The sequence below is a fragment of the Actinosynnema sp. ALI-1.44 genome (assembly GCF_001984155.1).
GTDB lineage: Bacteria > Actinomycetota > Actinomycetes > Mycobacteriales > Pseudonocardiaceae > Kibdelosporangium.
The window spans coordinates 456,574-477,555 of sequence record NZ_MTQO01000054.1 but is presented as its reverse complement, the minus strand read 5'-3'; the positions used below and the strand labels follow the sequence as shown (position 1 = coordinate 477,555).

The 20,982-nt window shown below is 69.2% G+C and carries 19 protein-coding genes; 8 read left to right on the top strand and 11 right to left on the bottom strand.

Going from position 1 to position 20,982, the window contains the following annotated elements; translation table 11 throughout:
* Positions 1 to 6: 6 nt before the first annotated feature.
* The 3 genes from nadC to nadA are packed head-to-tail and all read right to left on the bottom strand — an operon-like array spanning position 7 to position 3,496.
* A complete protein-coding gene (nadC, locus tag ALI144C_RS49175) occupies positions 7 to 882 on the bottom strand; it encodes a carboxylating nicotinate-nucleotide diphosphorylase (RefSeq protein WP_076994179.1) in 876 nt (291 codons plus the stop codon).
* Positions 879 to 2,501: an L-aspartate oxidase gene (locus ALI144C_RS49170; protein WP_076994178.1), complete on the bottom strand. Its 1,623-nt coding sequence runs from the start codon at positions 2,499 to 2,501 to the stop codon at positions 879 to 881. The genes nadC and ALI144C_RS49170 overlap by 4 nt, the downstream gene beginning before the upstream one ends.
* Positions 2,498 to 3,496 carry a quinolinate synthase NadA gene (nadA, locus tag ALI144C_RS49165; RefSeq protein WP_076994177.1) on the bottom strand — a complete coding sequence of 333 codons (999 nt, stop codon included), beginning with the start codon at positions 3,494 to 3,496 and terminating at the stop codon, positions 2,498 to 2,500. The genes ALI144C_RS49170 and nadA overlap by 4 nt, the downstream gene beginning before the upstream one ends.
* Positions 3,497 to 3,553: 57 nt before the next feature.
* Here nadA and ALI144C_RS49160 point away from each other — a divergent pair, with 57 nt between their 5' ends.
* Together ALI144C_RS49160 and ALI144C_RS49155 are read left to right on the top strand one after the other, a co-directional pair.
* A complete protein-coding gene (locus ALI144C_RS49160) occupies positions 3,554 to 4,258 on the top strand; it encodes an NUDIX hydrolase (protein WP_076994176.1) in 705 nt (234 codons plus the stop codon).
* Between the two features lie 19 nt (positions 4,259 to 4,277).
* A complete protein-coding gene (locus tag ALI144C_RS49155; RefSeq protein WP_083754063.1) occupies positions 4,278 to 4,958 on the top strand; it encodes an LON peptidase substrate-binding domain-containing protein in 681 nt (226 codons plus the stop codon).
* A 27-nt stretch (positions 4,959 to 4,985) separates the two neighbouring features.
* Here ALI144C_RS49155 and ALI144C_RS49150 read toward each other — a convergent pair whose 3' ends face one another.
* Positions 4,986 to 6,455: an MFS transporter gene (locus ALI144C_RS49150; RefSeq protein ID WP_076994174.1), complete on the bottom strand. Its 1,470-nt coding sequence runs from the start codon at positions 6,453 to 6,455 to the stop codon at positions 4,986 to 4,988.
* Positions 6,456 to 6,561: 106 nt separating this feature from the next.
* On the opposite strand from ALI144C_RS49150, the gene ALI144C_RS49145 reads away from it, so the two are divergent.
* Complete coding sequence (locus tag ALI144C_RS49145) at positions 6,562 to 7,263, top strand: TetR/AcrR family transcriptional regulator (protein WP_076994173.1); 702 nt, start codon at positions 6,562 to 6,564, stop codon at positions 7,261 to 7,263.
* 78 nt (positions 7,264 to 7,341) lie between these two features.
* Here ALI144C_RS49145 and ALI144C_RS49140 read toward each other — a convergent pair whose 3' ends face one another.
* From ALI144C_RS49140 to ALI144C_RS49120, 5 genes are all read right to left on the bottom strand, one after another.
* A complete protein-coding gene (locus ALI144C_RS49140) occupies positions 7,342 to 7,950 on the bottom strand; it encodes a DUF2567 domain-containing protein (protein WP_076994172.1) in 609 nt (202 codons plus the stop codon).
* 38 nt (positions 7,951 to 7,988) lie between these two features.
* Positions 7,989 to 8,186 carry a biotin synthase auxiliary protein BsaP gene (gene bsaP, locus ALI144C_RS59280; RefSeq protein ID WP_143231487.1) on the bottom strand — a complete coding sequence of 66 codons (198 nt, stop codon included), beginning with the start codon at positions 8,184 to 8,186 and terminating at the stop codon, positions 7,989 to 7,991.
* A 21-nt stretch (positions 8,187 to 8,207) separates the two neighbouring features.
* Positions 8,208 to 9,224 carry a biotin synthase BioB gene (gene bioB / locus ALI144C_RS49130; RefSeq protein WP_076994170.1) on the bottom strand — a complete coding sequence of 339 codons (1,017 nt, stop codon included), beginning with the start codon at positions 9,222 to 9,224 and terminating at the stop codon, positions 8,208 to 8,210.
* Positions 9,225 to 9,313: 89 nt separating this feature from the next.
* Positions 9,314 to 10,033, bottom strand: coding sequence for a dethiobiotin synthase (gene bioD / locus ALI144C_RS49125; protein WP_076994169.1), 720 nt, complete (start codon positions 10,031 to 10,033; stop codon positions 9,314 to 9,316).
* Positions 10,034 to 10,091: 58 nt separating this feature from the next.
* Positions 10,092 to 11,108, bottom strand: a complete 1,017-nt coding sequence (locus ALI144C_RS49120; RefSeq protein ID WP_076994168.1) for a LacI family DNA-binding transcriptional regulator — start codon at positions 11,106 to 11,108, stop codon at positions 10,092 to 10,094.
* A 95-nt stretch (positions 11,109 to 11,203) separates the two neighbouring features.
* Here ALI144C_RS49120 and ALI144C_RS49115 point away from each other — a divergent pair, with 95 nt between their 5' ends.
* The 4 genes from ALI144C_RS49115 (at position 11,204) to ALI144C_RS49100 (ending at position 15,278) form a co-directional block, all read left to right on the top strand.
* Positions 11,204 to 12,355, top strand: a complete 1,152-nt coding sequence (locus ALI144C_RS49115) for a Gfo/Idh/MocA family protein (RefSeq protein WP_076994167.1) — start codon at positions 11,204 to 11,206, stop codon at positions 12,353 to 12,355.
* Positions 12,356 to 12,360: 5 nt separating this feature from the next.
* The gene (locus ALI144C_RS49110) at positions 12,361 to 13,479 is read left to right on the top strand and encodes a dihydrodipicolinate synthase family protein (RefSeq protein ID WP_441297625.1); all 1,119 of its coding nucleotides are present in this window, start codon (positions 12,361 to 12,363) and stop codon (positions 13,477 to 13,479) included.
* Positions 13,476 to 14,276 (top strand): sugar phosphate isomerase/epimerase family protein, encoded by an 801-nt coding sequence (locus ALI144C_RS49105; protein WP_076994165.1) that lies wholly within the window; start codon positions 13,476 to 13,478, stop codon positions 14,274 to 14,276. The genes ALI144C_RS49110 and ALI144C_RS49105 overlap by 4 nt, the downstream gene beginning before the upstream one ends.
* Before the next feature lie 75 nt (positions 14,277 to 14,351).
* Positions 14,352 to 15,278, top strand: coding sequence for a hypothetical protein (locus tag ALI144C_RS49100; protein ID WP_076994164.1), 927 nt, complete (start codon positions 14,352 to 14,354; stop codon positions 15,276 to 15,278).
* On the opposite strand, the gene ALI144C_RS49095 is transcribed toward ALI144C_RS49100, so the two are convergent.
* Positions 15,241 to 16,461 carry an adenosylmethionine--8-amino-7-oxononanoate transaminase gene (locus tag ALI144C_RS49095; RefSeq protein WP_441297624.1) on the bottom strand — a complete coding sequence of 407 codons (1,221 nt, stop codon included), beginning with the start codon at positions 16,459 to 16,461 and terminating at the stop codon, positions 15,241 to 15,243. The genes ALI144C_RS49100 and ALI144C_RS49095 overlap by 38 nt on opposite strands.
* Before the next feature lie 167 nt (positions 16,462 to 16,628).
* Between ALI144C_RS49095 and ALI144C_RS49090 the strand changes: the two genes are divergently transcribed.
* Positions 16,629 to 17,477: a hypothetical protein gene (locus ALI144C_RS49090; protein WP_076994162.1), complete on the top strand. Its 849-nt coding sequence runs from the start codon at positions 16,629 to 16,631 to the stop codon at positions 17,475 to 17,477.
* Here the strand turns inward: ALI144C_RS49090 and dnaE are convergent.
* Entirely contained in the window at positions 17,443 to 20,982 is a 3,540-nt protein-coding gene (dnaE, locus tag ALI144C_RS49085; protein WP_202819231.1) for a DNA polymerase III subunit alpha, read from the bottom strand. The genes ALI144C_RS49090 and dnaE overlap by 35 nt on opposite strands.

Here is a 20,982-nt window from a genome sequence, read left to right as displayed (position 1 = left end):
GCGCCCCTATGAAATCGCCGCCGCGCTTTCCACCGGAGCGAGATCCATCCCGATGTCGACGATCGGCGCGGAGTGCGTCAGGCCGCCCACGGCCAGGTAGTGCACACCTGTCTCGGCGTACGCCCGCGCGACGTCCAGCGTCAGCCCGCCGGACGCCTCCAGTTCGGTCCGGCCACCCGCCGCCGCGGCCCGCCGGACGGCCTCGGCGCACTGATCTGGCGTGAAGTTGTCCAGCAGGACCAGTTCGACGGCGAGCCCCAGTGCCTCGTCGAGCTGGTCGAGCGTGTCCACCTCCACCTCGCACGGCAGGTTCGGCGCGTGGGCGCGAGCGGCGGTGAACGCGGCCGTGATCGACCCGGCCGCCAGCACGTGGTTGTCCTTGATCAGCACGGCGTCACCGAGACCGAGGCGGTGGTTCCGCCCGCCGCCCATGCGCACGGCGTGCTTCTCCAGCAACCGCATGCCCGGCGTTGTCTTGCGGGTGTCACGGATCACGCAGCCGGTGCCGTCGATCGCGTCCACCCAGGCGCGCGTGAGCGTCGCCACCCCGGACAGGTGCGAAACCAGGTTCAACGCCGTGCGCTCGGCCGTGAGCAGGCCACGCAACGAGCCGCGGACGGCCAGGACGGGCTCGCCCGGCACCAGCCGTGCGCCGTCCTGGACAGCCGTCAGGATCTCGAGATCGGACAGGCGGCGGTGGAAAACGGTCAACGCGACCTCGATCCCCGCGAGCACACCGGGTTGACGCGGAGTGATCGCCGCCGTGCCGACCGCGTCGGCAGGCACCGTGGACTCGGTGGTCACGTCCGGGCCGTAGCGCAGGTCCTCGGCGAGCGCCCGGTCCACCACGGCCAGCGTCTCGGCCGTCTCCTGTTCGTTCACGCCGCGCTCCTCAGCGAAGTCGGGGCGGCCAGCACGGGCTGGCCGGAGGGGTTGAGCCGGACCGCGAGGCTGTGCTGCCACGCGGGATCGCTGTCGGGGAAGTCGGTCCGCACGTGGCAGCCGCGGCTTTCGGTGCGCGCCGACGCGGCCGCGATCAGGGCCCGCGCGACCAACGTCAGCGCCGCGTCCTCGACGCGCTGTTTCGTCTTGAGCACCGTGTCCACAGCGGACACGTCGAGCACCGAGCCGACGACCGCGAGACCTTCGGCGTCCCTGCCGATCCCCGCGTACCTGCTCATCACGCGCTGCAACACGTCCCGGTCGGCGACCGGGGCCGTCGGCAGCGGCGCCCGCACGGCGGCACGCGGGTCGGCCAGCAGGCACGCCGCGATGTCCGCCGCGATCGCCCGCGCCGCGCGGGCACCGACCACGAGACCTTCGAGCAAGCTGTTGGACGCCAGCCGGTTCGCGCCGTGCAGGCCGGTCCTGGCGACCTCGCCGACGGCGTAGAGCCCGATCACACCGGTCCGGCCATCCACAGTGGACGCGACACCGCCGCACGCGAAGTGGGCGGCGGGCGACACGGGGATCGGGTCGGCCGACGGGTCCACGCCGATCGACTGGCACGCCGCCAGCACAGTGGGGAACCGCCGCCGGAACAGCTCGGTGTCCAGGTGCGTGGCGTCGAGGTAGACGTGGTCGCCCACCCCGCCGGGTTCCGTCGCCATCCGGCGCGTGATCGCCGCGGCGACGACGTCACGCGGCGCGAGGTCCTCCCGGGGGTGCACGCCTTTCATCACACGCTCGCCCAGCGCGTCGACCAGCACCGCGCCTTCCCCGCGCACGGCCTCGGTCACCAGCGGGCACCGGCCGCGTGCACCCGGGCCCGTGTAGAGCACGGTCGGGTGGAACTGCACGAACTCCACGTCCGCGACGGGAGCGCCTGCCCGCAGGGCCAACGCCAGGCCGTCGGCCGTCGCCACCTCGGGGTTCGACGTGGCCTGGTACAGCTGCCCCAGCCCGCCGGTGGCCAGCAGCACCGCGGGGGCGCTCACCACCCCGGGCACGCCGTTCTGGTCCAGCACGACCAGACCGACGACCGCGCCGGTCGCGGTCCGGACCGCGTCGACCGCGATGTGGTTCTCCAGCAACGGAACCCGGCCGTCCTGCGCCGCCGACAGCAGTGCGCGCTCGATTTCCGCACCTGTCGCGTCCCCGCCCGCGTGCACCACGCGGAACGCGCTGTGCCCGCCTTCCCTGGTCCGGGCCAGGTTGCCGTCCGCACCGGGGTCGAAGACCGCACCGAGCTCGCGCAGCCGCGTCACGGCGTCCGCGCCGTCCGCCAGGATCGCGGCGACTGCGTCGTCCGCGCAGAGGCCACCGCCCGCCACCAGTGTGTCCTCGATGTGCGCGGTGACCGAGTCGCCTTCGTCGTGCTCGTCCGGCAGGACCACGGCGACGCCACCCTGCGCCCAGCGCGTGTTGCCCGCACTGGCCGCCGCCTTGGTGATGACCAGGACGCGCAGACCGAGCTCACGGGCCTCCAGCGCGGCGGTCAGCCCCGCGACGCCGGTCCCGACCACGATGACGTCGGCGCGAGCCTCCCAGCGGGGGCTCATTCCCCACCGCCGGGCTGGCCGATCTCGATCATCCGCTGCACCGACGCGCGCGCACGCGCCGCGGTGTCGAGGTCGACGTGCACTTCGTCCTTGTTCTCCCGCAGGCCGCGCAGCAGCGCCGCCGGGGTGATCATCTTCATGTAGCGGCACGAGGCCCGGTCGTTGACCGCACGGAAGTCGATCTCCGGCGCGGCGCGGCGCAGCTGGTGCAGCATCCCGATCTCGGTGGCCACGAGCACCGACGTCGCGTTCGTCGCCTTGGCCTCCTTGACCATGTCCCCGGTGGACAGGATCTTCACCTGCTCCGGCGGCACGATCCCCTCCCCCGCCAGGTACAGCGCGGACGTCGCGCAGCCGCACTCCGGGTGCACGAACAGGTCGGCCGACGGGTCGGCCGCGGCGCGCTCGGCCAGCTCAGGGCCGTTGATCGCGGCGTGCACGTGGCACTCGCCCGCCCAGATGTGGATGTTGTCGCGGCCGGTCACGCGCTTGACGTGCGCTCCGAGGAACTGGTCCGGGCAGAACAGCACCTCCTTGTCCGCGGGGATCGAGGCGACCACGTCCACCGCGTTCGACGAGGTGCAGCAGATGTCGGTCTCGGCCTTCACCTCGGCCGTGGTGTTCACATAGGACACGACCACCGCGCCGGGGTGCTCGGCCTTCCACGCCCGCAGGTCCGCACCGGTGATCGAGTCGGCGAGCGAACACCCCGCACGCTCGTCCGGGATCAGCACGGTCTTCTCCGGCGCGAGGATCTTGGCCGTCTCGGCCATGAAGTGCACGCCGCAGAACACGATCGTGGACGCGCTCGATTCGGCGGCGATCCGCGACAACGCCAGCGAGTCACCAGTAAAGTCCGCGATGTCCTGGATTTCGGGAAGCTGGTAGTTGTGCGCGAGCAGGACGGCGTCGCGCTGGTCAACCAGGCGCCGAACCTCGTCCCGCCAAGCCGCGTCCGGCTCGACCCCGCTGTAAGGAGTCAGTGTTGCCGTCATCAGGTCCTCCTAGCTCCGGGTTCTCACCCCCGAGGTTTTCGCCTAAGGAGCGAAAACATGCCTGATGCTACCACCGAGCCACCCCTGCTCGGCCATGAGGTTTTGGCCGCGGTCCTCCAAGTGAGAGACGAATCACTCCAGGTCCTGCTGTGGGAAAGGGCCAGGGAACCCGATGTGCACCGCTGGTCACTGCCTGGTGGCAGGCTGCGCCTCGACGAGGACGTCGAGCACTCGATCCGCCGCCAGCTGAAGGAAAAAGTCGATGTGAGACAACTCGCACACGTCGAGCAGCTTGCCGTGTTCAGCGCGCCCGACCGAGTGCCGGGACCTCGTTTGGTCGCGTCGGCGTTCCTCGGGCTCGTGCCGTCCGACAACGACCCCGAGGTGCCGCCGGACACCCGCTGGCACCCGGTCGACGCCTTGCCCACGACGGCTTTCGACCACGAGGCGATCGTGCGGCGGGCCCAGCACCGGCTGCGCTCGAAGCTGTCGTACACCAACATCGGCTTCGCACTGGCCCCGCCCGCGTTCACCATGTCCGAACTGCGGGAGATCTACTCGGCCGCCCTCGGGTACACCGTGTCGTCGACGAACCTGCAACGGGTGCTGTCCAGGCGTGGACTGCTGGAACCAACTGGGGAAACGACGAAGCCGGGCCGGGCGGGCGGGCGGCCCGCCGCCCTGTTCCACTTCACTGTGCGTGGCATGCAGGTCACCGACGAGTTCGCTGTTCTGCGCCCGCCCGCTGCGAAAACCCGGTGATGCCCGTACTTTGATTGGTGTGCCCGAGACGCTTCCGCTGTTTCCCCTGCAGACAGTGCTGCTGCCGGGCGCGAACCTGCCCCTGCACATCTTCGAGCCGCGCTACCGGCAGCTGACCGTCGACCTGGTCACCGGGACCGTGCCGGACAAGCGCTTCGGCGTGGTCGCGATCAAGGCACCGGTCACCGAGGAAGTCGACAAGGTCGACCAGCTGCTGGCCGTCGGGTGTTCGGCCGTCCTGCGCCAGGCCACCCGCCTGCCGGACGGCCGCTACGACATCATCACCACCGGTGAACGCCGGTTCCGGCTGCTCGACCTCGACGCGACGAGCGCGCCGTACCTGACCGGCACGGTCGACTGGATCCCGGACAGCCAGACCCCGCCCGCGATGGCCCAGCGGATCGGCTCGCTGGCCGACTCGGCGCGGGCGGCGTATCGCCGTTACTGCGACACAGCGTGGGAACGAGGCGACTGGGACGAACCGGCGGACGACACAGACCCGGCCGACCTGGCGCACCTGCTGGCCGCCGACGCCCTGCTGCCGATCGAGGACCGCCAGGCCCTGCTCGAGGAAACCCGGGCGGCACACCGGCTGCGGATGGTCTACTCGCTGCTCACGCGGGAAGCGGGGATCATCGCGGCGTTGCACGCTGTCCCCGCTCCCGCATCGGCTTTCGCCGCCAAGATGAACCTCAACTGACCCCTCGAGGCTCCGTGTGGTGGGACTTCAGTGGGCGAGGACCGGCTGCTCGGCGGCCGTCTCGTCGGTCTTCTTGTCCCGCATGACGATCAGGGCGAGGGCGGAGGCGACGAGGACGGCGATCCCGCTGATCACGAACGTGGTGGACATCGCGTCGGTGAAGGCGGTCTTGGCCGTGTCGGCGAGGCCGGGAACGGCGATGGCGTCACCGAAGGACGTGGGTGACCCGGCGGGCATCTCCTTGGCGAAGGCGCCGCTGAGGATGCTGCCCAGCGCGGCAACACCGAGCGCGGCACCCAACTGCTGGATGGTGTCGTTGAGCGCGGAGCCGACACCGGCCTGCTCGGGCGGGACCGTGCCCATCAGCGCGGCGATCGCGGCAGGCATCGCCAAGCCGCCACCAGCGCCCAGCACGAACAGTGCCGCACCGATGCCGACGAAGCCCGAACCGGCCGAGAGGGTGGACAGGAAGAAGAACGAACCGGCGATCACGGCGAGACCGATGGACGCCATCAGCCTGTTGCCCAGCTTCTGGCCGAGCGTGGCGCCGAGACCGTTGAACAGCAACGAACCGGCGGCCATCGGCAGGAAGGCGAGACCGGCCTCGGTCGGCGTGAAGCCGAGCACGAACTGCAGGTACTGGGTGACCACGATCATCAGGCCGCCGTTGCCGATCTGCACCAGCGTCAAGGAGAAGCTGCCACCGCTGAAGTTGCGGGCCCGGAACAGCTTGAGCGGGACCATCGGTGACGGGGTGCGCTTCTCCCAGACCACGAACGCGGTCAAGCTCACCACCGCGATCACGAACGGCACGACGACGTTCGGGTCGGTGACCGAGTACTTGGGCAGCTCGATGATCGTCCAGACGAAGGCGGTCATCCCGGCCGCGGACAGCAGCGCGCCGAGCGGGTCCGGCTTCTGCCACGGGCCCTTGGACTCCGGCATCAGGGTGAGCGCGGCGATGATGGCCAGCACGGCGACCGGCACGTTGATCAGGAACACCGCACCCCACCAGAACCACGCGATCAGCGCACCACCCAGCACCGGGCCGCCGACGAAGCCGACCGTCGCGGCGGCGCTCCACACGGCCATGGCCTTGGGGCGTTCCTTGTCGTCGAAGACCGTGATCAGGATGGACAGCGTGCTCGGCATGATCAGCGCACCACCGACGCCCATCACCGTCCGCGCGATGATCAGCTGGGCCGGGTCGGCGGCGAAGGCCGCCAGCAGTGACGAGGCGCCGAACAGCACCAGGCCGATGATCATGATCTTCCGGCGGCCGAACCGGTCACCGAGGCTGCCCGAGGTGAGCAGCAGCCCGGCGAAGACCAGGATGTAGGAATCCAGGATCCACTGGATGTCCTGAGGGCCCGCGTCGATGTCCTCGCTCAGTGGCGGGACCGCCACGGTCAGCACCATGTTGTCGATGACCAGCACCAATGTGCTGAGCACCAGAACCACCAAGATCCACCAGCGGCGTGGGTTCCGCTCTTGCATCCGACTCAGTCCCCTCGGCTTGCGTACGTTGTTCCGTCGATGCGCACACTGTACGCACACTGCGAACAGTGATGCAAGAGCGAACATCGTGCGCTACCGTGAGCCCATGAACAGCGACATCCCGTCCGTGTGGGCCCGGCCGAAGAAGGGCCGCGACCAGCCGGCGCTGAGCCGGGAGCAGATCGTCGGCGAGGCCATCAAGCTGCTGGACACCGAGGGGCTGGACGCGCTGAGCATGCGCAACCTGGGCAAACGCCTGGACGCGGGCGCGACCTCGCTCTACCGGCACGTGGCCAACAAGGACGAGCTGATCGAGTTGGCGATCGACGAGGTGCACGGCGAGATCGAGGTGCCGTCGCCCGACACGACCGAATGGCGGGCGGGCGTCGTCAGCTGCGCGCACAGCAGCCTCGCGATGATCAACAACCACCCGTGGGTCGCCTCGGTCCTCGGCCAGATCGGCCTGTCCTACCTGGGCCCCAACGTGATGCGGATGAGCGACGGCATGCTGGCGCTGTTCGAGAAGGGCGGCTTCAGCCTGGCCGAGAGCGACCTCGCGCTGCGTGCCGTGCAGGCTTTCGTGATCGGCTCAGGGGTCGGCGTCGCCGCGTGGCAGACCTCGTTGGCCCGCAGCGGCCTGAGCGACGAACAGTGGGCGGAACGGATCCAGCCGATCGTCATGGCGGCGGTCGCGCCCTACCCCCGGCTCACCGCGTCAATCGAAGCCGCCGCGGCGAACACCCCGGAGGTCATGTTCGACCACGGACTCAACGCGGTACTCGACGGCCTGGTGGCCAACCGCCACTAACCCCGCTAGGTGTGCAACGAAGGCCACATTGGTAGCCAAAAACGCAACAAAGGCCACATTGGTTGCACGCGTCGGGCGTTAGCCGAGGCGGCGGCCGAGGTCGTCCATTCCGTTCCACGCGGCCAGAACGCCGTACGCCAGCGCGGTGGCCAACGGCTGGGCCAGGATCACCCAGACGGACTCCAGCGTCGGCGCGACCGTGACCTGCTCACCGACGTTGGTCTGCGACGGCACGTCGTAGATCCAGCCGGTGAACATCCCCGTCATCAACGTGGCGAGGTAGGCCGCGCCCAAGGACCCGAGCACAGCGGCGATCATCGTCACCGGGCCACGCCGTTCGCGCATGAACCACACGGTGACGCCGACGACGAGCCCGGCACCCAGCCCCAGCAGCACGAACACGGCGATCGAGTCGAACCGGTGGTAGCTCTCGGCGGTCAGCGGGATCGGGCCGCGCACGGTGATCTGCTTGAGCTGCCCCGGCGCGAGCTGCGCCCACAGCCATGCCAGCGGAACACCGACCAGGCTCACCAGCGACAGCACGCTGATCGCGGGCAGCAGGTCCGCCTTGATCACTACGCGTGACCTGGGCTGGGGCGGCAGGTAGTACGGCACGCCGTACGGCGGATACAGCGGAACCTCCGGTGGCGCATCGCGTTGCTGCGCCTCGACGGGCTGTTCCGCCACAGCCGAACCTCACCTTCTCGTCTCCCCGGGAGCCGAGCTTATCCCGTGACCGGAGCGGATGTTGACTCGCCGTGCCGACTGCACCGCGCCGACCACCCGGCCGGGGTCACCTGAACGACCATCCGCCGCGCGCAGTGCCGACAGAACCGCGGCGGGTCCACCAGGGCCAACCGTTTGCGGCACACCTCGTGCACACCTTCGGTGCCGGGCTTGCCGCACCAGCCACAGTAGGTCACCGGATCGGTCACGGGGTCCCTTCAGAGCGTCTCGTTCAGTGCCTTGATGGGCATCTTCAGCTCGGCGAGCATGTCCAGGTCCTGGCTGGCCGGGCGACCGAGGTTGGTCAGGTAGTTGCCGACGATGATGGCGTTGATGCCGCCGAGCATGCCCTTCTCCGCGCCGAGGTCACCGAGGGTGAGCTCACGGCCGCCCGCGAACCGCAGCATCGTGCGGGGCATGGCCAGCCGGAACGCGGCGACTGTGCGCAACGCCTCCGGGCCTTCCACGATCGGGTAATCCTCGTACGGCGTGCCGGGGTTGGGGATGAGGAAGTTCATCGGCACCTCGTCCGGCTCCAACTCGGCGAGCTGCACCGCGAACTCGGCGCGCTGCTCGATCGACTCGCCCATGCCGATGATGCCGCCGGAGCACACCTCCATGCCCGCCTCGCGGACCATCCGCAGCGTCTCCCAGCGCTCCTCCCACGCGTGCGTGGTGACCACGTTCGGGAAGTGCGAGCGCGCGGTCTCGAGGTTGTGGTTGTAGCGGTGGCAGCCCATTTCGACGAGTTCGTCGACCTGCTCCTGCGTGAGCATGCCGAGCGAGCAGGCGATCTGGATGTCGTTGCCGTCCTCGCGGATGGCCTTGATGCCGTCGCGGACCTGGGAGAGCAGACGTTTGTCCGGGCCACGGACGGCCGCGACGATGCAGAACTCGGTCGCGCCGGTCGCCAGGGTCTGCCGTGCGGCCTTGACCAGGCCGGGGATGTCCAGCCAGGCGGACCGCACCGGTGTGGGGAACCGGCCGGACTGCGAGCAGAAGTGGCAGTCCTCGGGACAACCGCCGGTCTTCAGGCTGATGATGCCCTCGACCTCGACCTCCGGACCGCACCAGCGCATCCGGACCTCGTGCGCGAGGCCCAGCAACTCCGCCAACCGGTCGTCACCCAGGGTGAGCACCTCGACGAGCTGCTCCTGGGACAGTCCGACCCCGCGCTCGAGCACCTGCTCCCGCGCGACCTTGAGAATGCCGGTCCTCTCAGCTGCCGCCGTCAACGGTCCTCCCTGAAAGCCAGTGGCTGTTGCGACTGGTCAGTCTGCCTCAGAAAAGGCCGGCCGGTGAGGGACGTAGCTCACGCACCTGGTCACGAGGACTTGTACGTCATCACGAACTGTTCGGGATCGAAATCGCCACCGAACCAGGGGGAAAGGCCCGCACGGGCGACTTCGACGAACCGGGCCTGATCCAGCGCGCCGGAGCCGTGCGGCAACGCGCCCAGCAGCGGAGCGCCCGCCGCGACCGGCAGGTCCTCCAGGTTGCAGCGGGTCGCCAGATCGGGTTCGGCCGGCCAACTGCCGACCACCACGCCCAGCGACTCGATGCCCCGGCGCAGCAGCGCCTCGGCGGTCAGCGTGGTCGCGTTCAGCGTGCCGAGCCCGGCCGCGGCCACGACCACCACGGGTACGCCCATCGCCCACGCGGCGTCCGCGATCGTCGAGCCGTTGCTGTCGAACCGGACGAGCAGGCCGCCCGACCCTTCGACGAGGACCAGGTCATGGTCCTCGTCCAGCCGGGACACCGCGGCCGCGATGTCGGCGGGCCCGATCGTGGGCATACCGCTGCGCCGGGCCGCCGTCTCCGGTGCGAGAGGGTCGGTGTAACGGACCAGCTCGACGGTGGTCACGTCGCCCGCGAGTCTGCGGACGGTGTCCAGGTCGCCGGTGCCGTCCTCGTTGAGGCCCGCCTGGGCGGGTTTGACCACGGCGACTCGCCTGCCGTCGGCCTTGGCCAGCGCGGCGATCCCCGACGTGACGATCGTCTTGCCGACCTCGGTTCCGGTACCGGTGACCACGATCACGCTCACGTCGAACCAGATTACGAGCTGTACCGTGACTGCGACACGCCGGGGGCCGAGAAAGCGCTTACTCTGTGAGTCTTGCCACTGAGTCGCGGACCATCAGTTCGGCGGGCATCCACAGCGTCGTCGGGCCGGTGACCGCCTCCACGCCACTGGCGATCCGGCCCGCTCGCCGTGCGCCCTGGTCGAGCGGCAGCCGCACGGTGGTCAGCGCCGGGACGACGTCGACGGCCGAGGGCAGGTCGTCGAATCCCGCCACCGAGATGTCCCGCGGCACCTGGACTCCCCGCTGCCGCAGCGCCGCGATCACGCCGAGGGCCATCAGGTCGTTGCCCGCGACGATCGCGGTCACGTCGGCGCCGATCAGCTCCATCGCCGCGTCGAACCCGGACGCGCGGGAGAAGTCGCCGTGCACCACCACGGACTTGTCGAGACCGTGCTCGTCGAGCGCCGAGAGGTGCCCTTTGAGCCGCGCGGTGGTCGTGCTGTTGCCCGCCGGGCCTGCCACGTAGGCGATCCGCTTGTGTCCCATCGTGATCACGTGTCTGGTCAGCGCTCGCGCGCCGCCTTCGTTGTCGAACGCCACGCACGGCACGTCGACGTCCGGCGGCGCGGGCCGCCCGCACATGACCACCGCGGTACCCGCTGACAGCGCCTGGCTGATGAGCTTCGCGATGGCCCGCAGGTGTTCGGGTTCCTCACGGGTGCCGCCGGTCAGCACGACGCCGCGAACCCGTTGGCGCAGCAGCATGCTGATGTACTTCAGCTCGTCCGACGGCGACCCGGCCGTGTTGCAGATCACGGCGAGCAGGTCCGCGCTCGCGGCCTCCCACTGCGTGCCGCTGGCCTGGATGGAGAAGAACGGGTCGGAGACGTCGTTGACGATCACGCCGATCACTTCGGACGTCGCCGCGGCCAGCGCCCTGGCCGGGCCGTTCACCACGTAGTCGAGTTCGCCCAGCGCGCGGTGCACGCGTTCGCGGGTCACGGCGGAGACGGGGTAGTTGCCGTTGAGCACTCGCGACACGGTCGCGGTGGACACCCCCGCACGCGCCGCGACGTCCGCCAATGTCGCCGCCATCCGGCTACCTCCCAGCACAACCTATTGACACCCGGTCCGGTGCCTGCCTAGCTTACGCTGATAGTAAGCGCTTTCTATGCCGAGAAGGGGAGACCATGGCGGATCGGCGGCCGGTCGGTATCGCGATGAACGGCGTCACCGGGCGGATGGGGCTGCGGCAGCACCTGCTGCGGTCGGTACTGGCGATCAGGGAGCAGGGCGGCATCCCGGTCGGCGACGGCAGCGTGATTTGGCCGGAACCGGTCCTGATCGGCCGCAACGAGCACAAGGTCAAGGCGATCGCCGACGAGCACGACCTGCCGTGGACGACGAACCTGACCGAGGCGCTGGCCGACCCGGGTGTGCAGGTGTACTTCGACTCGCTGGTCACCGGCGAGCGGCAGCGGACCGTGCGCGAGGCGATCGCCGCGGGCAAGCACGTCTACTGCGAGAAGCCCACCGCCTCGGACCTGACGACCGCGCTGGAACTGGCCAAGCTGGCCAGGGACGCGGGCGTGAAGAACGGCGTGGTGCAGGACAAGATCTTCCTGCCCGGCCTGCTGAAGCTCAAGCGCCTCGTCGACGGCGGCTTCTTCGGCCGGATCCTGTCGGTGCGCGGCGAGTTCGGCTACTGGGTCTTCGAAGGCGACTGGCAGCCGATCAACCGGCCGTCGTGGAACTACCGCGCCGAGGATGACGGCGGGATCGTCCTCGACATGTTCTGCCACTGGCAGTACGTGCTCGACCACCTCTTCGGCAAGCCGCTGACCGTGCAGGCCCTTGCCGCGACGCACATCCCGTCACGCTGGGACGAGCAGGGCGCCGAGTACCGGGCGACCGCCGACGACGCGGCGTACGGGATCTTCGAACTGGACGGCGGGATCGTCGCGCAGATCAACTCGTCGTGGGCGACGCGGGTGTTCCGCGACGAGCTCGTCGAGTTCCAAGTGGACGGTACGGAAGGCAGCGCGGTCGCCGGGCTGCGCCGCTGCCGCGTGCAGCACCGGTCGGCCACGCCGATGCCGGTGTGGAACCCGGACCTGCCGCCGACCGAGGACTTCCGGTCGCAGTGGCAGGAAGTCCCGGACAACCAGGTGTTCGACAACGGGTTCAAGGCCCAGTGGGAGCTGTTCCTCAAGCACGTCGTGCTGGACACGCCGTGGCACTGGGACCTGGTGGCCGGTGCGCGTGGCGTGCAGCTCGCGGAGCTCGGGCTGCGGTCGGCACGCGAAGGCCAGCGGTTGTCCATTCCGGACCTGGAGCTGTGAGTGTGATCATCGAACTGCCGACCGGCCCCTACGAGATCCGGTCGTCCGGCGGGTACTCCCCCGGACCCGCACCGCTGAGCCGCCGCCTGCTCGCGGCGGCCCACGTGGTGGCGGACCCGTTGGGGGACAACACCCCAGGCAGTCCCGCCGCCGTCGACTGGGACGCCACCCTCGCCTACCGCAACCACCTGTGGGACCACGGTTTCGGTGTCGCGGAGGCGATGGACACCGCGCAGCGCGGGATGGGCCTCGACTGGGCCGCGACCAGGGAACTGATCCGCCGGACCGGGGCGAACGCCGCAGGCCCGTTCGCGTGCGGCGCGGGAACGGACCAGCTCGCGCCGGGCCCGCACACGGTCGACGACGTGATCGAGGCGTACACCGAGCAGGTCGCCGTGATCGAGGAGACCGGCGGCCAGGTGATCCTGATGGCCAGCCGGGCCTTGGCCGCGGCGGCGTCGGGATCCGACGACTACCACCGGGTGTACGGGCACCTGCTGCGCCAGGTGTCGTCACCGGTGATCCTGCACTGGCTCGGCCCGATGTTCGACCCGGCGCTGGACGGCTACTGGGGCGCGCCGGACCTCGACGCGGCCACCGACGTGTTCGCCGAGATCATCAAGTCCCACGCGTCGGCTGTGGACGGTGTGAAGATCTCGCTACTGGACGCGTCACGTGAAGTGGACCTGCGCCGCAGGCTGCCGGTGGGTGTGCGGTGCTACACCGGCGACGACTTCCACTACCCCGAGCTGATCCTGGGTGACTCCGAGGGGTACAGCGACGCGCTGCTGGGCATCTTCGACGCGATCGCCCCAGCGGCGGCAGCCGCCGTGCGAGCGTTGGACGAATCGGACACCGCTTCGTACAACGAGATCCTCGCGCCGACTGTGCCGTTGTCCCGGCACATCTTCGGCACACCGACTTACTACTACAAGACGGGCATCGTGTTCCTGGCCTGGCTGGCCGGGTACCAGTCCCACTTCCGGATGGTCGGCGGGCTGGAGAGCGCGCGGTCCGTGCCACACCTGGTCGAGCTGTTCAGACTGGCCGACGCGGCCGGGCTGCTGCCGGACCCGGATCTGGCAGCGGCCCGGATGCGCGCGTTCCTGGAGGTGTCGACGTGAGCTCCCGGCTGAGCCTCAACCAGGCCACCACCACCCAGTGGGACATTCCCGCCCTGGTGGATGGATGCGCTCGGGCAGGCCTGACCCAGGTGGGTCTGTGGCGTGGCCCGGTGGCGGACTACGGGCTCGACCGGACGGCCAAGCTGGTCCGCGACGCGGGCCTGACCGTGACCTCGCTGTGCCGTGGTGGTTTCTTCGCCGATACGGACGCGATCGCCGACAACCGCAAAGCGATCGACGAAGCCGCGGCGCTGGGCGCACCGATCCTGGTCCTGGTCTCCGGCGGTCTTCCGCCAGGCAGCCAGGACATCGACGCGGCGCGGCAGAACGTGCTCGACTCGATCGCCGAGCTCGCGCCCTACGCGGCGGCGCAAGGCGTCCAGCTGTCGATCGAGCCGCTGCACCCGATGTTCGCGTCCGACCGGTGTGTGGTGTCCACTCTGGACCAGGCACTGGACATGGCGCTGCTGTTCCCCGCCAACCAGGTCGGTGTGTGCGTGGACACGTACCACGTCTGGTGGGATCCCGGTGTGTACCAGGCGATCGAGCGGGCCGCCGAGCGGATCTCGATCTTCCAGGTGTGCGACTGGATCACGCCGCTGCCCGAAGGCGTCCTGCTCGGCCGGGGCATGATGGGCGACGGCTGCATCGAGTTGCGGCGGCTGCGGGAGGCGGTCGACGCCACGGGTTACTCGGGCCCGATCGAGGTGGAGATCTTCAACCAGGCGATCTGGGACTCCCCCGGCGACGAGGTGGTCGACCGGGTCATCGACACCTACCAGGAGCACGTGCTGTGAGCTCATCCTGGTGAGGGATCGCCTTCACCCCGTAGTGTGAGTCGGGGGGACCCTACCGCGCGGCAACCTGTTCGTATGACTGGAAGAAGCTGGCCCCGGTGGTCGGCGCACGCGGCGGCCGGGTGGGCCGCGGCGGCGGCCGGGCTTGGGGCGTACCGGATTGCGGGCGGCACGACGACCGCGGGCTGGCTGATCGCCGCCGGAGGTCTGGTCGGATTCCTTGTGGCAGTGGCGTGCACCCGGCCGAAACCACCCGCGGCGGCATGGCTGGGCGCGTTCGCCGTGGCCGCGTTCGCGTTGGCAGGCGGGGTGTTCACGGTGCTGACCGTCGTCGCGTTCGCGCTCACCGGCACGGTCGACAGCTGGACCGGCGCGGCTAGGCAAGCCCTGTGCCTGCTTGGCGGGATCCTGTTCACGGCCACAGCGGTCGCGGCACGCCGCCGTGCGCACGGTCTGTGCCCACGCTGTGCTCAGGTGCACGACGCGAATGAGCCCCCGCCGCCCCCTGTATCGAAAGGGGTGCGGCGTACCGCCATCGCCGGAGCCGTCGCGTTCGTGCCCTACGTGGTGATGAAAGTGTTGTGGGCGATCGGGTTGCGCATCGACGGCATGGCCGGGCCAGACCTCACCACCAGCGACGGGTTGTACGGCTTCCTTGGGCGGTACGGGATCGACGGCACGTCGCTCGCGGCGCTGATGGGCATGGTCCTGCTGTGGGCGCTGGTGAGCCAGTGGGGGCAGGTGGTTCCTCGCTGGCTTCTGTTGGCGCCGGCCTGGCTGGCCGCGTTGCTCGGTCCGTACGGCGTCGTCGGGATGGGGTGGGTTCTACTGGCACTCACCGGTGCTGTGCACAGTGAGTTGCCAGTTTGGGTGGTCGCTGTGGGCGCGTTGGGCTTCGGCGGCTTTGGTGTCGCGGCTGCGGTGACAGCGTTGTCATTTCAGCGCAGGACCAGGCCTCGCTGCGTCAACCCACAGCCACTGCCGCACAGAGAGCCTTCGTGATCAGCGCCAGATCCTCGTCGCACGTGATGTACGGCGGCATGGTGTAGATCAGATCGCGGAACGGCCGCAGCCACACGCCTTCCTCGACAGTCGCCTTCGTCGCCGCGGTGATGTCGACCTGGTGGTCGAGCTGGACCACCCCGATCGCACCGAGCACCCGCACGTCGAGCACACCGGGCAGGTCGAGCGCCGGTTCGAGGCCGGTGACCAGGGCGTGCTCGATCCGTCTGATCGCGTCGGACCAGTCGCCCTCCAGCAGCAGGTCGATCGAGGCGTTGGCGATCGCCGCCGACAGCGGGTTGCCCATGAAGGTCGGGCCGTGCGCGAGCACGGGCAGGTCGCCCTGCGAGATCCCGTCGGCGATCTGGGCGGTGCACAGCGTCGCGGCCATCGACACGTAGCCGCCGGTCAGCGCCTTGCCCAGGCACATCACGTCCGGGCTGACCGCCGCGTGGTCGGCCGCGAACAGGGTGCCGGTGCGGCCGAAGCCGGTCGCGATCTCGTCGAAGATCAGCAGGACGTCGTTGGCGAGCGTCAGCTCACGCAGGACGTGCAGGTAGCGCGGGTCGTGGAACCGCATCCCGCCCGCGCCCTGGACCAGCGGCTCGACGATCACGGCCGCCAGCTCGTCGGCGTTCTGCTCGATCAGGTCCGCGAGGGTGGCGACGTACTCGTGGTCGACACCCGCGTCGGACCCCGCAGGCGGCGTCGGCGCGAAGATCTGCTCCGGCAGGACGCCACGCCACAGCGAGTGCATCCCGCCGTCCGGGTCGCAGACGCTCATCGGGTGGAACGTGTCACCGTGGTAGCCACCGCGCCACGTCAACAGGCGGCGTTTCTCCGGGCGGCCGATGGAACGCCAGTACTGCAGGCACATCTTCACGGCGACTTCCACCGACACCGAGCCGGAATCGCAGAGGAACACGTGCTGCAACGGGGTCGGCGTGATCTGCACGAGCTTGGCCGCCAGGCGCACGGCGGGCTCGTGGGTCAGCCCGCCGAACATCACGTGGCTCATCCGACCGGCCTGGTCGGCCATGGCCTGGTCCAGCCGCGGGTGCCGGTAACCGTGGATGGCCGCCCACCACGAGGACATGCCGTCGACCAGGTCACGGCCGTCGGTCAAGTGCAGTCGGACCCCCGACGCGGATTCCACGACGTACGGATCCCTGGTGCCCGGCATCGGACCATACGGATGCCAGACGTGCGCGCGGTCCAACGCGATCAGCTCGGCGACGTCCACGGACCGACACTAGTGCCAATTGGTCGCATCTTGGGACCTATTAGGCCACATACCCGCGTCTGGCCAGGTCGTCAGCCGATCGTGCGGGCAAGCTACCGTCAGACGCCATGACCGAGTGGACCGCTCTGCACCCGATCATCGACGCCGGGGACCCCGACAACGTCGTGCGCCTGACGCGCGACCTGACGGCCGCCGCCCGGAAATCGCTGGTCGAGCCGCTGCGGGCGTACGAGAAAGAGCTGCGGACCGGCACGTTCGTGAGCAACAGGTACTGGGGTCCACGGCTGTGCGCGCTCACGGTCGCGGGCGCGGCTCTGCTACCGACTGCGTCAAGTGTGGCCGTGTGGATCGCCCGCAACGGCCTGCGCGAGGACGAAACAGGCACGGACGTGATCGACCTGGTCGTGGCGGTCCTGCGGGACCGGCGGGTGTCGTGGCTGCCGGACCTGGTCGACCGGTTGGCGCTGCGGCTGCCGTCCGACCGGTTGGACACCGATCTTCGTCAGTTGGTCACCAGCCTCGCGGCCCACACCGGTATCGCCCCGCTGGCCACCGACGGCCTGGTGTACTCGTGGATCGCCACCGGCCACGCCGACACCGGCCGCTCGGCACTGGCCCGCAGGCTGTTCGAAGTAGACGGTGTCGGCCCGCTGCTGGAAGACGGCGGCTGGCCGGAGAAGCTGGCGGCCGACCCGGCGCTGGACCGGACGATGATGCTCGAAGGCTGCCTGTACCGGCTGCGCCGGGGCGGCAGGGCAGCGGACCTCAACGGCTTCCTGCAGGTGCACAAGGCACTCGCCCCGACAAGGGACGAAGTCGGCATGCTGGCCGGGGACTACGAAGCGCTGCTGTCCAACTCACACACCCCGGTCGCGGCCATGGCCCGCCACCAGTTGACGCTGGCGGGCCAGGCCGGGGCGATCAAGCCATGCAGGCAGGCCCGAGCAACGCCTTGAGGTCGCCCATCAGCGCCGGGTTCGGGTTGACCCGCAGGGTGTCGTCGAGCTTCAGCAGCGTTTTGCGTGAACCGTTGATCAGCCGCAGGTGCACCTCGGTGGTGCCGGGGTGCGTCGACAGGGCTTCCTTCAGCTGGGCGACGATGTCCGGCGTGCACTTCGACGCGGGCATGCTGACGCGGAACGGCTGACTGCCCGCCATCGCTTCCAGGTCCGGCACGACCAGGTCGTTGGCGATCAGCGAGATCCGGTCGTCGCGCTTGGCCACCCTGGCCTTGACCAGCACGATCGCGTCCTCGACCACGCTCATCCCGATCACCGAGTAGGTCTTCGGGAAGAACAGGGCCTCGATGCCACCGGCCAGGTCCTCCAGCTGGGCGGAGGCCCACGGCTCACCGTTCTTGTTCACGCGCCGCGTCACCGAGGCGAGGATGCCGCCGATGGTCACCTGGGCGCCGTCGTTGACGGTGCCTTCCAGGATCGCCGCGATCGGCGTGTCGGACTGCGCGGACAGGATGTGCTCGACGCCGTCGAGCGGGTGCCCGGACACGTACAGGCCCAGCATCTCCCGCTCGAGCGCCAACTGGTGCTTGGTCTCCCACGCGTCCTCGGGGACCTTCACGTCGAACACCGACGCCACGTCGTCGTCGGTCGAGTCACCGCCGCCGAACAGGTCGAACTGGCCGACGGCCTCGGCGCGCTTGGTGTCCATGACCGCGTCGATGGCGTCGGTGTGCACGAGGAACAGGCCCTTGCGGGGGTGCTTGAGCGAGTCGAACGCGCCTGCCTTGATCAGCGATTCGACGACCTTCTTGTTGCACGCCTGCGCGTCGACCTTGCGCAGGAAGTCGGAGAAGTCGACGAACGCGCCCTTCTCCTCGCGGGCCTTGATGATCGATTCGACCACGTTCGCGCCGACGTTGCGGATCGCGCCGAGGCCGAAGCGGATGTCCTCGCCGACCGGCGCGAAGTCGCGCGCCGACTCGTTGACGTCCGGCGGCAGCACCGTGATGCCCATCTTGCGGCATTCGGCCAGGTAGATGGCTGCTTTGTCCTTGTCGTCGCGCACCGAGGTGAGCAGGCCGGCCATGTACTCGGCGGGGTAGTTCGCCTTGAGGTACGCCGTCCAGTACGACACCAGGCCGTACGCGGCCGAGTGGGCCTTGTTGAACGCGTAGTCGGCGAACGGGACCAGGATCTCCCAGAGGGTCTTGACCGCGTCCTTCGGGTAGCCGTTGTCCAGCATGCCCTTCTCGAACCCGGCGTACTCCTTGTCCAGGATCTCCTTCTTCTTCTTGCCCATGGCGCGGCGGAGCAGGTCTGCTTGTCCGAGCGTGTACCCGGCGAGCTTCTGGGCGATCGCCATGACCTGCTCCTGGTAGACGATCAGGCCGTACGTCGTGCCCAGGATGTCCTCGAGGTCCTTGGCCAGTGCCGGGTGGATCGGCGTGATCTCCTGCTGCTTGTTCTTGCGCAGCGCGTAGTTGGTGTGCGATTTCGCACCCATCGGGCCGGGGCGGTACAGCGCGCCGACGGCCGAGATGTCCTCGAAGTTGTCGGGTCGCATCAGACGCAACAGGTCTCGCATGGGGCCACCATCGAGCTGGAACACGCCGAGCGTGTCCCCCCGGGAGAGCAGCTCGTACGTGGCCTTGTCGTCCAGTGCGAGGGTCTGCAGGTCGACCGGCTGTTTGCCGTTGAGCTCCATGTTGCGCAGGCAGTCGTCGATGACCGTCAGGTTGCGCAGGCCAAGGAAGTCCATCTTCAGCAGACCGAGCGACTCGCACGTCGGGTAGTCGAACTGGGTGATGATCGACCCGTCCTGCGGGCGCTTCCACAGCGGGATCACGTCCAGCAGCGGCTCGGCGCTCAGGATCACCGCACAGGCGTGCACACCGGCGTTGCGGATCAGGCCCTCCAGGCCCTTTCCGGTGTCGATGATCTGCTTGACCTGCGGGTCCTGGTCGTAGAGCGCCCGGATCTCGGTGGCTTCCTTGTACCGCTTGTGCTGCGGGTCGTGGATGCCCGACAGGGGGATGTCCTTGGCCATCACGGCGGGCGGGTACGCCTTGGCGATCCGGTCGGCCACCGCGTAGCCGGGCTGGCCGAACAGCACACGGGCGGCGTCCTTGATCGCAGCCTTGGCCTTGATCGTGCCGAACGTGATCACCTGGGCGACCTTGTCCTCGCCCCACCGCTCCGTGGTGTACCGGATGACGTCACCGCGACGGCGCTCGTCGAAGTCGATGTCGATGTCAGGCGGGGACACGCGGTCCGGGTTGAGGAACCGCTCGAAGATCAGCCCGTGGGCGAGCGGGTCGAGGTCCGTGATGCCCATCGCGTACGCGATCAGCGCGCCTGCGGCAGAGCCACGGCCGGGGCCGACGCGGATGCCGTTGGACTTGGCCCAGTTGATCAGGTCCGCGACCACGAGGAAGTAGGCCGGGAAGCCCATCTGCAGGATGACGCCGATCTCGAACTCGACCTGCTGCTTGTGCAGGTCGTCGATGCCGTCCGGGAAGCGGCGGTGCATGCCCTCCCACACCTGCTGCTTGAAGTACTCGCCCTCGGTCATCCCCTCGGGGATGGGGAACTTCGGCATCAGGTTGCGGGAGGTGAACATGCCTTCCGTCGAGACCTTCTCGGCGATCAGCAGGGTGTTGCGGCACCCCTCCTGCCAGGCGTCGGACGAGTCGATCGCGCGCATCTCCTCCGGTGACTTCAGGTAGTAACCGGAGCCGTCGAACTTGAACCTGGTCGGGTCCTGCATCGTCTTGCCGGTCTGCACGCAGAGCAGCGCGTCGTGGGCGTCACGTTCGTGCTCGTACGTGTAGTGCGAGTCGTTGGTGACCACGAACGGGATGCCGACCTTCTTGGCCACGTCGAGCAGCTCGTTGCGGACCTTGAGCTCGATGTCGATGCCGTGGTTCATCAGCTCGACGTAGAAATTGTCCTTGCCGTAGATGTCCTGCCACTCACCCGCGGCCTTCACGGCCTCGTCGAAGTGGCCGAGGCGCAGCCTGGTCTGGACCTCGCCGGACGGGCACCCCGTCGTGGCCATCAGGCCGTCGGACAGGCTCGCCAGGAGCTCCCTGTCCATCCGCGGCCACTTGCCCAGTTGGCCCTCCATCGAGGCGAGGCTGGCGGCGCGCATCAGGTTGCGCAGGCCGGTGTCGTTCTTCGCCCAGATCGTCTGGTGGGTGTAGGCGCCGCTGGCCGAGACGTCGTCGGACTTCTGCGACGGATCGCCCCACCGGATGCGGTCCTTCACGTGCCGCGATCCGGGGGCGAGGTAGGCCTCGATGCCGAGGATGGGCTTGATGCCCGCGGCCGTGGCCTGCTTGAAGAAGTCGTAGACACCGTTCATGTGGCCGTGGTCGGTGATCGCCACGGACGTCATGCCCAGTGCCTCGCACTGGGCGAACATGTCCTTCAGCTTCGCCGCTCCGTCGAGCATCGAGTACTCGGTGTGCACATGAAGGTGAGTGAAGGAGTCAGCGGCCAC

Excerpts from the sequence above, each read along its gene's own strand:
- ALI144C_RS49170 (WP_076994178.1), bottom strand. The coding sequence starts at position 2,501 with ATGAGCCCCCGCTGGGAGGCTCGCGCCGACGTCATCGTGGTCGGGACC.
- nadA (WP_076994177.1), bottom strand. The coding sequence starts at position 3,496 with ATGACGGCAACACTGACTCCTTACAGCGGGGTCGAGCCGGACGCGGCT.
- ALI144C_RS49160 (WP_076994176.1), top strand. The coding sequence starts at position 3,554 with ATGCCTGATGCTACCACCGAGCCACCCCTGCTCGGCCATGAGGTTTTG.
- ALI144C_RS49150 (WP_076994174.1), bottom strand. The coding sequence starts at position 6,455 with ATGCAAGAGCGGAACCCACGCCGCTGGTGGATCTTGGTGGTTCTGGTG.
- ALI144C_RS49145 (WP_076994173.1), top strand. The coding sequence starts at position 6,562 with ATGAACAGCGACATCCCGTCCGTGTGGGCCCGGCCGAAGAAGGGCCGC.
- ALI144C_RS49120 (WP_076994168.1), bottom strand. The coding sequence starts at position 11,108 with ATGGCGGCGACATTGGCGGACGTCGCGGCGCGTGCGGGGGTGTCCACC.
- ALI144C_RS49115 (WP_076994167.1), top strand. The coding sequence starts at position 11,204 with ATGGCGGATCGGCGGCCGGTCGGTATCGCGATGAACGGCGTCACCGGG.
- ALI144C_RS49100 (WP_076994164.1), top strand. The coding sequence starts at position 14,352 with ATGACTGGAAGAAGCTGGCCCCGGTGGTCGGCGCACGCGGCGGCCGGG.
- ALI144C_RS49095 (WP_441297624.1), bottom strand. The coding sequence starts at position 16,461 with ATGCCGGGCACCAGGGATCCGTACGTCGTGGAATCCGCGTCGGGGGTC.
- ALI144C_RS49090 (WP_076994162.1), top strand. The coding sequence starts at position 16,629 with ATGACCGAGTGGACCGCTCTGCACCCGATCATCGACGCCGGGGACCCC.